Here is a 12,227-nt window from a genome sequence, read left to right on the forward strand (position 1 = left end):
TAGTTATTTTCGATTTGAATTTTTCTGATTATAGATTAGCGACGGAATAAAAAAAGCGCCGGTTAAGGCGCTTGTTTAAATAAAGTGTGACGTTAAATCAAATCACGTGCACGGAAGCGGTGTTAGTAGTTCCGCTTGGCACCAGGGCACCTGAAACCATCACGACCACATCACCTTTCTGCGCGTAGCCGCTTTCCAGCGCCAGCTCTTTACCAATGCGATAGAAATCATCGGTTGATTCAATGCGGGCAACCAGGCGAGTCTCGATACCTTTGCTCAGGATCAGCTGACGGGCAGTGGTCTGGTTGGTCGTCAGGGCGAGAATGGTTGCATCCGGGAAGTACTTACGTACTGATTTTGCTGATTTACCGCCCTCGGTGGCTACAACAATCAGTGGTGCTTCCAGTTTCTCTGCGGTCTCAACGGCACCACGGCAGACAGCTTCCGTAATACGCAGCTTGCGGGAATCTTTCAGCTCGTCGATGCGTGACTTCATCACGCGATCGGTACGCTCACAGATGGTGGCCATGATCGTGACCGACTCCAGCGGATAGCGGCCTTTGGCGCTCTCACCAGACAGCATCACGGCGTCAGTACCGTCAAGAATGGCGTTAGCCACGTCGCCCGCTTCAGCACGGGTAGGGCGCGGGTTTTTGATCATGGAGTCGAGCATCTGCGTAGCAGTGATGACCACTTTGCGGGCTTTGTTGCACTTTTTGATCATCATCTTCTGCGCGAAGATAACCTCTTCAACCGGGATCTCTACGCCCAGATCGCCACGCGCAACCATGATGCCGTCAGACGCTTCGAGAATTTCATCGAAGTTGTTAAGGCCTTCCTGGTTTTCGATCTTAGAGATGATCTGGATGTTTTCGCCGCCATGCGCTTTCAGATGCTCGCGGATCTCCAGCACGTCAGAGCGTTTACGAATAAACGACGCGGCGACAAAGTCCACTCCCTGCTCGCAGCCAAAAATCAGATCGCGCTTATCTTTTTCTGCCAGTGCAGGCAGCTGGATAGAGACGCCAGGCAGGTTAACGCCTTTGTTTTCGCCGAGGTCGCCGTTATTCAGCACTTCACACACTACGCTGTTTTCCGTGACTTCAGTAACGGTCATGCCAATCAGGCCATCGTCGACCAGAACCGTGTTGCCAATTTTCAGATCTTCAGTAAAACCGGCATAGGTAACAGCGACGCGTTCATGATTACCAATCACAGACTGATCGGTGGTAAAGGTAAAGGTCTGGCCCGCCTTGAGTGAAACGTCGTTGCCACCCTCCAGCTTCATGGTGCGGATTTCCGGTCCTTTGGTGTCCAGCAGAATCGCGGCCTGATGCCCCGTTTTTTCCATGACGGCACGCATATTTGCGATGCGCTGACCATGTTCGGCGTAATCACCGTGCGAGAAGTTGAGACGCATAACGTTCATGCCTGCTTCCAGCAACTGGGTCAGCATCTCTTCTGATTCGGTTTTCGGCCCGATAGTACAAACAATCTTGGTCTTTTTCATGTCAGATATCTGTATGTTGTGATGGATGATAAAGGTCGGTATCCGATGCGCGGAGCACCGAAGTGAAAATGTGACGATTGTGGCTACGGATAATACAGAAGTAAGAATAGGTGACAGGAACTGAGCGTGCAGGGAAGTTATGCGTTGCAGAAGCAGGCCGGCAGGGCGGCGTTGCGCAAATCAGAGACATTGATGGCATAGGCACGTCAGCGCTGAAACCTTTCAGGTGAAACAACGAGCCATAGTATAATCGCTAAGTATGCGAAAACCAATATAAAAGCAGCAGGGGATATCGACCTGAATTAAGGAAAGCGACGTTGCGCAAGAAGAGGATACAGCGAAGTGGTGCGCTCTAATGGACTCGAACCATCGACCCCCACCATGTCAAGGTGGTGCTCTAACCAACTGAGCTAAGAGCGCGCAATACAGCAAACTGGTGCGTCCGAGTGGACTCGAACCACCGACCCCCACCATGTCAAGGTGGTGCTCTAACCAACTGAGCTACGGACGCACTTGGTGCGCTCTAATGGACTCGAACCATCGACCCCCACCATGTCAAGGTGGTGCTCTAACCAACTGAGCTAAGAGCGCAACACGCTGTCAGGGCGACAGCGGGGACGAATATTAACGGTACGCCGGAAACCTGGCAAGGGAAAAAAACAGAAAATCGGGACGACTGACCAGCATCTGTGCGAAGCGTCGCTTTTTTCAGCATTGCGGGCCAGATAAACGCCCGCTCAGCCACTTAGCGCGCCGCCCGCGCCAGGATAACCTCTGCAGGCAGACGCTGCATACGGCGAATACGCCAGATCATCATCGCGGCGGCAGAGGTCAGGCCCACAATAAACCCGCACCAGAATCCGGCCGGACCCAGCGCCGGAACAATCCAGTCAGTCAGCGCCAGGATATAGCCTGCCGGCAGTCCCAATACCCAGTAAGCGATCAGCGTAATGAAAAAGATCGAGCGGGTATCTTTATAACCGCGCAGGATCCCGCTGCCGATAACCTGAATCGAATCGGAGAACTGATAGATCGCAGCCAGCAGCATCAGCTGGGCAGCCAGCGTAATGACCGCAGGGTTCGCCGTATAGAGCGCGGCGATATCGTGACGGAACGTGACGGTAAACAGGGCAGTGCAGGCCGCCATGGCGATGCCCACGCCCTGACCGGTCCAGGCGGCGGTGCGTGCACCTTCCGCCGAGCCTTCACCCAGCCGGTAACCCACGCGAATCGTGGTGGCTACCCCCAGCGACAGTGGCAGGACAAACATCAGTGAGCTGAAGTTGAGCGCGATCTGGTGTCCTGCGACATTCACAATGCCCAGTGGTGAAACCAGCAGCGCCACTACGGCAAACAGCGTAACTTCAAAGAACAGCGCCAGCGCTACCGGTAACCCCAGCGAAAAGAGCCGCGTGAGAATAGCGCGCGAGGGCGCTGACCAGCGTGAGGCCATGCGAATATCGCGCATCGCCGGCATACGCCGGAGCCAGAAGCGCATAACCAGAAACATCACCCAGTAGACGGAGGCGGTTGCCACGCCGCACCCCACGCCGCCGAGACGCGGCATACCAAAGTGGCCATAAATGAAGATGTAGTTCAGCGGAATGTTGGTCAGCAGTCCGAGAAAGCCCAGCAGCATGGCGGGTTTGGTTTTAGACAGACCGTCGCACTGGTTACGCGCCACCTGGAAAAAAAGATAGCCCGGTGCGCCCCAGAGCAGCGCATGCAGGTAACCTTCCGCTTTAATGGCCAGATCGGCGTCAATGTCATGCATTGCGCGGATAAGATAGCCCGCGTTCCATAACACAACCATAATGACAAGCGAAACGGCCAGTGCCAGCCAGTACCCCTGGCGCACCTGCTCGGCAATGCGTTCACGTCGTCCGGACCCGTTGAGTTGCGCAACGGCTGGCGTCAGTGCCAGTAGCAGACCGTGACCAAAAAGAATGGCGGGAAGCCAGATAGAGGTGCCAACAGCAACGGCGGCCATATCCGTGGCGCTTACCGCACCGGCCATAACGGTATCTACAAATCCCATCGCAGTCTGGGCTACCTGAGCGAGGATCACCGGGATTGCGAGGGCCAGCAGCTGACGCGCTTCTGTTAAATACTTCTGCACGTATCACCTGTTTGATTAAGAGAAAGAGAGACTATTCCCGGCGAATGCGCGCTCAATGCAGCCAGAGCCCGCACGCGGAACAAATAATGATAACAAATTTATTTGCCTTTTATGCAACCATTGCGCATGCGCAAATTAAGTTGTGCTGGCAGGCTGTGATAAGCTAAGACAAACGCGTTGAGAGGATAGTTATGTTTACGGGTATTGTGCAGGGCGTGGCGGAAATTGTCGCCATTGAAGAGAAAGAGCTGTTTCGCACTCATACTGTACGTCTTGATGCAGCCCTGCTGCCAGGGCTGGAGCTGGGGGCGTCTGTAGCGCACAACGGCTGCTGCCTGACCGTAACGGCCATCGAAGAAGATCGGGTCAGCTTTGACCTGATTAAAGAGACGCTGCGCATTACCAATCTGGGTGCGCTGCAGGTGGGTGACAGAGTCAATATTGAGCGTGCGGCTAAATTCAGCGATGAAATTGGCGGACACCTGATGTCGGGTCATATTATGACCACCGCTGAAATCTGCAAAATTATTCAGTCGGAAAATAACCGCGAAGTCTGGTTCAGACTGCAGGATGCAGAACAGATAAAATATATTCTGCGCAAAGGCTATATCGGTATTGATGGCATCAGCCTGACGGTCGGCGATGTGACCAAAACCAAATTCTGCGTCCACCTGATCCCGGAAACGCTGGAGCGCACCACGCTGGGAAGCAAAAAGCTGGGGCATAAGGTCAATATCGAAATCGATCCGCAAACGCAGGCGATTGTGGATACCGTTGAGCGCGTTATGGCGCAGCGTGAAGCCGCCCTGATTGCCGCAGCAACAGCGCCGGCCGGACCGGCAGAATAAACTTCAGTAAAGGCGCGCAGCGCGCCTTTTTAACCTAGCGCGCAACGCGCCTTTTTAACCTAGCGCGCAACGCGCAGCCCGCCTTCATAGCCGCGACTGAACATCACCTGCCACAGCTGAATATCCCGGGCGCGAAAGGCACCTGCACACGCATTGAGATAGTAGCTGAACATACGCTTAAAACGCTCATCATAGCGGGCAGAGAGCTGCGGCCACGCCGCCAGGAAACGCGTATGCCACGCCATAAGCGTGGTGTCATAATCGGTCCCGAAGTTGTGCCAGTCTTCCATAATAAAATAAGGCTCGCTGGCGTCCGCTATCTGTCGCACAGAGGGCAGGCAGCCGTTCGGGAAAATATATTTATCGATCCACGGATCTACCCGCATATCGGTTCTTACCGCCCCGATGGTGTGCAGCAGAAAGAGGCCGCCGGGTTTCAGGTTGCGGTTAACCACCCTGAAGTAGGTCGCATAATTTTTCGGGCCAACGTGCTCAAACATCCCGACGGAAACGATGCGGTCAAACTGCTGCTTAAGGTCGCGATAATCCTGCAGCAGTATCGTGACGTCCAGTCCGGCGCAGCGCTGCTGTGCCATCTTTTGCTGCTCCTGGGAGATAGTGACGCCATATACGCTGACACCGTAGCGGCGGGCAGCAAACTCCGCCAGCCCGCCCCAGCCGCAGCCGATATCCAGCAGAGACATGCCGGGTTCAAGCTGCAGTTTGCGGCAGATCAGATCCAGCTTGGCTTCCTGCGCCGCTTCCAGCGTTTGCGCATGAGGCCAGTAGCCGCAGGAGTACTGCATAAACGGGTCCAGCATCAGGCTGAACAGGTCATTACCCAAATCGTAGTGCGCTCTGCCGACCTGCCAGGCGCGCTTTTTTGATTGCAGATTGGTCAGCCGGGCAGCGGCGATACGCAGCGTATCCTTAAAGTGGTGCGGCAGCTGATGATCGAGATGATGTCTGAGCGCGCGATGAAAAAACATATCCAGTCGTTCACACGTCCACCACCCATCCATGTAACTTTCGCCCAGACCCAGTGAGCCTTCCTGCATCACGCGCTTAAAAAAGTCAGCATGATGAACCTGAATATCCCACGGTCGTGAACCATTAACGCGAATATCTGCCTGTTCAAGTAACTCCCGGGCAATACGAAACCACGGATTCTCTTCGGGAGTGACTGCTTCTGCACATGATGAACTCATAGCTTCTCCATCACCTTGTAAATATGACCTGGGAAACAGAAGGATCTGCATCAGGTCTGTGAAAGAACGCAGGGTGGTGCCGTGCGCAGCTAAACCACATTAACAGAGGTATGAATAGTCCGGACTCACGCAATGCGCAGCGGCCTGGCCGCACGCAGATGCTGTCCCGGAAAGACCGGGAGCGCTGTTATTGTTATGAATGTCAGAAGAGATAGCGACCCGCGGCGCGAATGCGGGCGGATCGCTCTCTGGCAAAATAGCACCAGACCGGCTTATGCGTTGTCTTCGCAGGGATGGGCGATATCGGCTGATTTAGCCGTTGCGCGCTGCCAGACGAAGCCCATCCAGGCGAGCACCACCGTACTTACCATTACCAGCGTAGTGTGATAAAGCGCCTGCTGCAAACCAGCCGAGACAATCAGGCTGGCAAGGAAGCATAAGCCAAGCTGCAGCAGATTCTGTAAACCTGCAGCTTTACCGCTGGCGTGCGGGAACGGCGCCAGCGCGCTGGCAACCACAATCGGATAGATAGCGCCGTTTGCCAGCGCCATACCGCAGAAAGGCAGCAGCAGGCCAAAAAGCGACGGCGCGGGAAGCAGCGCAACGGCAAAGAGGCTCATAATGCTCAGACTGTAAATCAGCAGCAGCCAGGGCAGCAGCTGCGCGCCCTGAAAGCGATTAAGCAGCGCACGACAGCCAAAACCGCCAATAAGGAAGGCAATCGTCTGCGGCACATAGCTGAGCCCGATATCGGCCGGGGTTAAGCCCGCGGCCGCCAGAATAAAGGGTGAACCCGTCAGCCAGGCAAAGAAGCTGGCAGAGCAGGCGGAGTAAATCAGCACGTTGCCGCTGTAGGCGCGGGTAGCGAGCAGCGTCAGCCAGCCAGGCTGATCGCCGCGCGCCGCCTGAGAGATACGCGGCGAGCGAAGTCTGAGGGTACCTGCCAGCAGCACCAGGGTAATCAGCGTCAGCACCAGGAAAATAGTGCGCCAGTGAAAATGACTCATCAGCCAGGCACCCAGCAGCGGAGCCAGAGCAGGAGAGAGCGCCACCAGCGGCATGATAGTGGCAAACACTTTATTGGCCTGCGCTTTAGGGTAGCGATCGATAACCAGCGCCTGCCAGCTCACGGCGGCGGCACAGACGCCCACAGCCTGAATAAAGCGCAGCGCCAGCATCAGCCAGACGTTGTCGGCCCATAGCATGGCCAGACAGCTCAGGGCAAAGATTGAGAGGCCCGCCAGTAAAACCGGTTTGCGGCCAATGCGGTCAGAGAGAAGTCCCCAGCCCACCTGCGCACAGGCAAAGCCTGCCAGAAACAGGCTCAGGCTGGCGCTGATAACACCCGGAGCGGTGGCAAAATCACGCTGCATGTCGCTGAATGCGGGCAGATACATATCCGTGGCGAGAAAGCCGAGCATGCTCAGCAGCGCCAGATAGGGCAGAAATCCTTTAGATGACATCACTATTTTTCTCATTCGGCAGGGAAACGCGAAGGAGTGTAAAAGGGTGCAGTCAGCTTTGTGAAACGCTAATATTTGCAGAGTGCTGTTAAATTTTTTGAAGGCAAAAATATGTGGTCTGAATATGCACTTGAGGTGGCGGATGCCGTCGCCCGCACCGGCAGTTTCAGCGCGGCAGCGCAGGAGCTGCACCGCGTGCCTTCTGCTATCAGCTATACCATCAGGCAGCTGGAGAGCTGGCTTGCCGTGGAGCTGTTTGAACGCCAGCATCGGGAGGTGGTCCTGACGCCGGCCGGCGAGCATTTTGTGCGAGAAGGCCGCTCTGTTATCAAAAAAATGCTGGCAACGCGACGCCAGTGTCAGCAGTTGGCCAACGGCTGGCGCGGCCAGCTCACTATTGCCGTTGATTGTATCGTCAAGCCGCAGCGCACGCGCCAGCTGGTGAAAGATTTCTATCGCCACTTTCCCGATATGGAGCTGATCATCAGCTATGAAGTGTTTAACGGCGTATGGGATGCGCTGGCCGATGGCCGGGTTGACGTAGCCATCGGCGCCACGCAGGCGATCCCGGTTGGCGGACGCTTTGCTTTTCAGGATATGGGCGCCCTTAACTGGCGCTGCGTGGTCAGTCCGGATCATCCACTGGCGCAGAGCGCGCATCCTGACGAAGAGGCGCTGCGCGCCTGGCCGTCGCTGGTGCTGGAAGATACGTCGCGCGCGCTGCCGCGCCGTATGACCTGGACGCTGGATAATCAGCGCCGGCTGGTGGTACCGGAGTGGGAAACCGGAATCGACTGCCTGCAGGCTGGCCTGTGCGTGGGGATGATCCCGGGACATCTGGCGCGGCCGCTACTGGATAGCGGCGCGCTGGTGGAGCTGATATTACCGCAGCCCTTTCCGGAGAGTCCCTGCTGCGTCAGCTGGGCCGAGCAGCGGGCGTCGCCAGCGCTGACCTGGCTGCTGGAATACCTGGGGGATGCTGAGACGCTAAACCATGAGTGGCTCAGCGAGCGCCGCGCTTAGCGGCGATAGTCGCGAAACGGACCATCCCCGACGGAGCGACGCTCAATCAGACTGGGCTGAACTTCAATTGTTTGCGGCTCTTCACGTTTACTGGTAATGCGGTCCAGCAGCATCTCCAGCGCTTTCTCACCCAGCTGAGCTTTGGGCTGATGCACCGTCGTCAGCGCCGGCGTAAAGTAGCGGGCGTTGCGCACATTATCATAGCCGATCACCGAAATATCCTGCGGTACGCGCAGGCCCATCTCATCAGCAGCGCAGATGGCGCCCATTGCCATAATATCGCCGCCGCAGAACACAGCGGTAGGCCGCTGCTTCTGGCTCAGGATCTGCTGCATCGCCTGATAACCCGACTCCGGCTCAAAATCGCCCTGTACGATCCACTCCGCACGCACCGCGATCCCCGCTTCCTGCATCGCCTGCAGGAAGCCGGCGTGCCGTCCGCCGCCGGTATTGCGCTCCAGCTGGCCCGGAATAGCGCCAATATCGCGATGACCCCGCTCGATCAGGTAACGGCCGGCCAGATAGCCGCCCTGAAAGGCGTTATCCTGCACGGTATCGGTAAAATCACCGCGGGAAGCGCCCCAGTCCATGACCACCATCGGAATATTGCGATTCTCTTCCAGCATCTGAAGCAGATCGTCCGGATACTCAGAGCACATCACCAGCAGGCCATCTACCCGCTTTTGCGCCATCATCGACAGATAGGCGCGCTGTTTTTGCAGGTCATTGTGCGCATTGCCCAGAATCAGCGTATAGCCCTGAGCGAAGCAGTGGTTTTCAATCGCTTCAATGATTTCAGCAAAGTAGGGGGCTTCGCTGGATGTCGCCAGCAGACCCAATGTTTTCGTGTGATTAACTTTCAGGCTGCGCGCCACGGCGCTGGGAGAGTAGTGCAGCGCTTTAATCGCCTCCCACACGGCATTACGCGTCTCTTCAGCGACAAAGCGCGTTTTATTGATGACGTGCGAAACCGTGGTCGTTGATACGCCAGCGCGTTTTGCCACATCTTTAATTGTTGCCATGAAAATGGACCTCTTAAACCTATCGCAACTTTATGATAAGTATAGTGTTAAACGTTTGCGTCTGCGCAGGGTTTTCTGCCCGGTTTCAGCATAAAAATGGCTGATTTAAGGCGAGTAATTAACCGTAACAGATAATGACAGCAGCGTGCGCAAAAGGTGTTGCGCAACGAAAGGCGGCGATTCTAGCAAGGTGAGGGGCATAAAACGAGATTTTTACCTGAGGTCAGGCGAAAATATTTAGATTACGGCAGCCGGTATGTGTTCAGGCCAAAACGCGCGCGGCGTGTTGCGCAACTGCTAACGAATGGTTTTAGGTGTCATCATGCGGCGTGCGCCAACATAGTGCTTCTGCCAGTAATCTTCACCCAGCGCGCTGATCTGAATATCCTTGCCGGTACGTGGTGACTGAATAAATTTGCCGTTACCCAGATAAACGCCAACATGATCGGCTGTACCGCGATTATTGATGCGGAAAAACACCAGATCCCCTTTCTCCAGCATTTCGCGCTTGATAGGAGCGGCATCGCGCAGATGATACATTTCGTTGGCCGTGCGCGGCAGTTTGAAACGGACCAGATCTTTGTAGGCGTACCAGACCAGGCCACTGCAATCGAATCCGGTAAGCGGAGAGGTGCCGCCCCACTGATAAGGTTTGCCCAGCTGGCCCATAAGTTTAGTCATGGCGGTTTCACGCGCCTTCTGGTAGCGCAGACGGTGGGATTTGCTGAGCCTGATACCGGTCAGCGCATCGGTACTCTCTTCCGCGGCCGCTATTTTCCGGCTGGTACGCTGATGACCATATTTTTTGCTGGCGGAGAGGGCGGGCGCTTTTTTACGGGCGGTACGGGAAGTCGCAGGCGGTTCTGCGTGCAGGCTTTTTTTCGATTTAACTTTTTGTACGGGCGTGACGCGTGTTTTTTTAGCCGAGGTTTTAACCGGACGTCGTTTGCGGCGCTCATCGTCGCGCGCACTCTTTTTCTCCGCTTTCTGCAGGCTGGCGTTAACCGGCTTGTGCGGTGAAGCAGCGGCCACGTTAAAAAACAGCTGAGCAAAAGCCAGTATGAAAAGCGTAATCAGTAAACGCATAGTCCGGTTACAGGTTCGGCAGGCTGCAGAAGCAGACCGCGGCAATATTAGAAAATTCTGATCAGCGATCAGCGCCGGATTGATTCTAATCCACTTTTTTTACAAAAGGTAAGGTCTTTTTTATTAAATCCATCAACACAAGGGCTGTGCAGCAAAAATGAGCGGTTTCAGGCGGTTAACGCAGCATATTTATTGCTAATCGTGTATTAATACACACTTCGTCATACGCCCGTGGCGGCAAACTTAACAAACATGGCGATTCATGCCGCAGCGAGGCAAATTCCCGATTTCAGTCGCGGGATGAAGTCGCTACAATAAACAAACACGAAGTGAAGAATTAAGGAAGGCAAAAATGAGTACTGTTGAAAAAATTCAGCGCCAGATCGCAGAAAACCCGATCCTGCTGTATATGAAAGGATCGCCAAAACTGCCAAGCTGCGGCTTCTCAGCTCAGGCTGTTCAGGCGCTCTCTGCCTGTGGCGAACGCTTCGCGTATGTTGATATCCTGCAGAATCCTGATATCCGTGCTGAACTGCCAAAATACGCTAACTGGCCAACCTTCCCGCAGCTGTGGGTGGATGGGGAGCTGGTCGGCGGCTGCGACATCATCGTTGAGATGTTCCAGCGCGGTGAACTTCAGCCGCTGATCAAAGAAACCGCTGAGAAACACAAAGAAGCGGAATAAATTAAAAGGCCGGCGCTGTGCCGGCCTTTTTCATTCTTTTACTCTGCCGCGCTTTCGCCTGACGCTTCGCTCTCTGCCTCAGCGTCATTTAGCGCCAGCGGCCAGCCACCTAAACGTTTCCAGCGGTTTACCAGCTCGCAAAACAGCATTGCCGTCTGCTCTGTATCATAAAGCGCCGAGTGCGCCTGCGTGCTGTCAAAATCGATACCTGCCGCCTTGCACGCTTTTGCCAGCACCGTCTGTCCCAGCACCAGCCCGCTCAGCGCCGCCGTATCAAAGGTGGCAAACGGATGAAAGGGGTTGCGTTTCAGGCTGGCGCGCTCAGCCGCCGCCGTAACGAAGCTGTGATCAAAGTTGGCATTATGCGCCACAATAATCGCCCGGTTGCAGCCGCTCTCTTTAAGCCCTTTGCGCACCTGTTTAAAGATGGCGTGCAGCGCTTCATATTCGCTCACTGCGCCGCGCAGCGGGTTCGCAGGATCGATACCGGTAAACGCCAGCGCTTCAGGATGAAGAAGGGCACCTGCAAAGGGTTCAATGTGAAAATGCTGGGTTTCGTCACGCTGCAGCCAGCCATCCTCATCCATTTTCAGGGTCGTGGCGGCAATCTCCAGCAGCGCATCAGTCTGCGCATTAAAACCGGCGGTTTCGACATCGATAACTACCGGATAAAAGCCGCGAAAGCGTTGGTTAAGGGCGTTCTGGGCGTTCGATTCAGACATCAGGATCTCATAGCAGTGAAAAGGGCAGCGCGCATTATGGCAAAAAAGGCGGGAGGGTGCAGCAGATGAGAAAAACCAGCCCGCAAATTTGCGGGCTGGCGTCAGGCATCAGTTACCAAGGCCATTACCGGCATGCTTGTTTTCAATCAGCTCAATTTTATAGCCATCGGGATCTTCAACAAACGCAATAATCGTGCTGCCACCTTTAACCGGGCCCGCCTCACGGGTTACGTTGCCGCCCGCGCTACGGATGCGCTCGCAGGTTGCGGCGACATCGTCTACGCCCAGCGCGATGTGACCATAGGCGTTCCCAAGGTCATATTTTTCCGTACCCCAGTTATAGGTCAGCTCAATGACCGCACCTTCGCTCTCTTCGGTGTAGCCAACAAATGCCAGAGTATATTTATATTCTGCATTTTCACTCTGACGCAGCACGCGCATACCCAGCACGCGGGTATAGAAGTCAATTGAGCGTTGCAGATCGCCAACGCGTAACATGGTGTGAAGTAAACGCATAACATCCTCTTTTTTAACATGGTCA

The 12,227-nt window shown here is 55.2% G+C and carries 11 protein-coding genes and 3 tRNA genes; 3 read left to right on the forward strand and 11 right to left on the reverse strand.

Annotated elements, in window-relative coordinates; genetic code table 11:
* Window positions 1-97 precede the first annotated feature (97 nt).
* The 5 genes from pykF to B4056_RS06825 all read right to left on the reverse strand — a co-directional run bounded on the left by pykF (window position 98) and on the right by B4056_RS06825 (window position 3,629).
* Window positions 98-1,510 (reverse strand): pyruvate kinase PykF, encoded by a 1,413-nt coding sequence (gene pykF / locus B4056_RS06805; protein ID WP_039384119.1) that lies wholly within the window; start codon window positions 1,508-1,510, stop codon window positions 98-100.
* Between the two features lie 343 nt (window positions 1,511-1,853).
* Window positions 1,854-1,930: transfer RNA gene (locus tag B4056_RS06810), tRNA-Val, on the reverse strand.
* Window positions 1,931-1,944: 14 nt separating this feature from the next.
* Window positions 1,945-2,021, reverse strand: a tRNA-Val gene (locus tag B4056_RS06815).
* A gap of 3 nt (window positions 2,022-2,024) precedes the next feature.
* A tRNA-Val gene (locus B4056_RS06820) sits at window positions 2,025-2,101 on the reverse strand.
* Between the two features lie 154 nt (window positions 2,102-2,255).
* The gene (locus tag B4056_RS06825) at window positions 2,256-3,629 is read right to left on the reverse strand and encodes an MATE family efflux transporter (RefSeq protein WP_039384121.1); all 1,374 of its coding nucleotides are present in this window, start codon (window positions 3,627-3,629) and stop codon (window positions 2,256-2,258) included.
* A gap of 191 nt (window positions 3,630-3,820) precedes the next feature.
* On the opposite strand from B4056_RS06825, the gene B4056_RS06830 reads away from it, so the two are divergent.
* Entirely contained in the window at window positions 3,821-4,477 is a 657-nt protein-coding gene (locus tag B4056_RS06830) for a riboflavin synthase (protein WP_039384122.1), read from the forward strand.
* 59 nt (window positions 4,478-4,536) lie between these two features.
* Here the strand turns inward: B4056_RS06830 and cfa are convergent, their stop codons facing one another.
* Window positions 4,537-5,685, reverse strand: a complete 1,149-nt coding sequence (gene cfa / locus B4056_RS06835; RefSeq protein ID WP_288654192.1) for a cyclopropane fatty acyl phospholipid synthase — start codon at window positions 5,683-5,685, stop codon at window positions 4,537-4,539.
* Window positions 5,686-5,957: 272 nt separating this feature from the next.
* Entirely contained in the window at window positions 5,958-7,151 is a 1,194-nt protein-coding gene (punC, locus tag B4056_RS06840; RefSeq protein WP_039384127.1) for a purine nucleoside transporter PunC, read from the reverse strand.
* 108 nt (window positions 7,152-7,259) lie between these two features.
* On the opposite strand from punC, the gene punR reads away from it, so the two are divergent.
* Window positions 7,260-8,171, forward strand: a complete 912-nt coding sequence (gene punR, locus B4056_RS06845; RefSeq protein ID WP_094111259.1) for a DNA-binding transcriptional activator PunR — start codon at window positions 7,260-7,262, stop codon at window positions 8,169-8,171.
* Here the strand turns inward: punR and purR are convergent.
* Window positions 8,168-9,193 carry an HTH-type transcriptional repressor PurR gene (gene purR / locus B4056_RS06850; protein ID WP_039384130.1) on the reverse strand — a complete coding sequence of 342 codons (1,026 nt, stop codon included), beginning with the start codon at window positions 9,191-9,193 and terminating at the stop codon, window positions 8,168-8,170. The genes punR and purR overlap by 4 nt on opposite strands.
* A 297-nt stretch (window positions 9,194-9,490) precedes the next feature.
* Complete coding sequence (locus tag B4056_RS06855) at window positions 9,491-10,279, reverse strand: C40 family peptidase (RefSeq protein ID WP_039384133.1); 789 nt, start codon at window positions 10,277-10,279, stop codon at window positions 9,491-9,493.
* Window positions 10,280-10,631: 352 nt separating this feature from the next.
* Between B4056_RS06855 and B4056_RS06860 the strand changes: the two genes are divergently transcribed.
* Entirely contained in the window at window positions 10,632-10,964 is a 333-nt protein-coding gene (locus B4056_RS06860; protein WP_021506217.1) for a Grx4 family monothiol glutaredoxin, read from the forward strand.
* Window positions 10,965-11,002: 38 nt separating this feature from the next.
* On the opposite strand, the gene rnt is transcribed toward B4056_RS06860, so the two are convergent.
* Window positions 11,003-11,686, reverse strand: coding sequence for a ribonuclease T (gene rnt / locus B4056_RS06865; RefSeq protein ID WP_039384135.1), 684 nt, complete (start codon window positions 11,684-11,686; stop codon window positions 11,003-11,005).
* A 108-nt stretch (window positions 11,687-11,794) separates the two neighbouring features.
* A complete protein-coding gene (gene gloA, locus B4056_RS06870; RefSeq protein WP_039384137.1) occupies window positions 11,795-12,202 on the reverse strand; it encodes a lactoylglutathione lyase in 408 nt (135 codons plus the stop codon).
* Between the last annotated feature and the right edge of the window lie 25 nt (window positions 12,203-12,227).

The sequence above is a fragment of the Pantoea sp. UBA7232 genome, from assembly GCF_002473195.1.
GTDB classification, from domain to species: Bacteria; Pseudomonadota; Gammaproteobacteria; order Enterobacterales; family Enterobacteriaceae; genus Pantoea; species Pantoea eucrina.

What these genes read in the sequence shown, in the direction of transcription:
- pykF (WP_039384119.1), bottom strand. Translation starts at nt 1,510, where the DNA reads ATGAAAAAGACCAAGATTGTTTGTACTATCGGGCCGAAAACCGAATCA.
- B4056_RS06830 (WP_039384122.1), top strand. Translation starts at nt 3,821, where the DNA reads ATGTTTACGGGTATTGTGCAGGGCGTGGCGGAAATTGTCGCCATTGAA.
- cfa (WP_288654192.1), bottom strand. Translation starts at nt 5,685, where the DNA reads ATGAGTTCATCATGTGCAGAAGCAGTCACTCCCGAAGAGAATCCGTGG.
- punR (WP_094111259.1), top strand. Translation starts at nt 7,260, where the DNA reads ATGTGGTCTGAATATGCACTTGAGGTGGCGGATGCCGTCGCCCGCACC.
- purR (WP_039384130.1), bottom strand. Translation starts at nt 9,193, where the DNA reads ATGGCAACAATTAAAGATGTGGCAAAACGCGCTGGCGTATCAACGACC.
- B4056_RS06855 (WP_039384133.1), bottom strand. Translation starts at nt 10,279, where the DNA reads ATGCGTTTACTGATTACGCTTTTCATACTGGCTTTTGCTCAGCTGTTT.
- B4056_RS06860 (WP_021506217.1), top strand. Translation starts at nt 10,632, where the DNA reads ATGAGTACTGTTGAAAAAATTCAGCGCCAGATCGCAGAAAACCCGATC.
- rnt (WP_039384135.1), bottom strand. Translation starts at nt 11,686, where the DNA reads ATGTCTGAATCGAACGCCCAGAACGCCCTTAACCAACGCTTTCGCGGC.
- gloA (WP_039384137.1), bottom strand. Translation starts at nt 12,202, where the DNA reads ATGCGTTTACTTCACACCATGTTACGCGTTGGCGATCTGCAACGCTCA.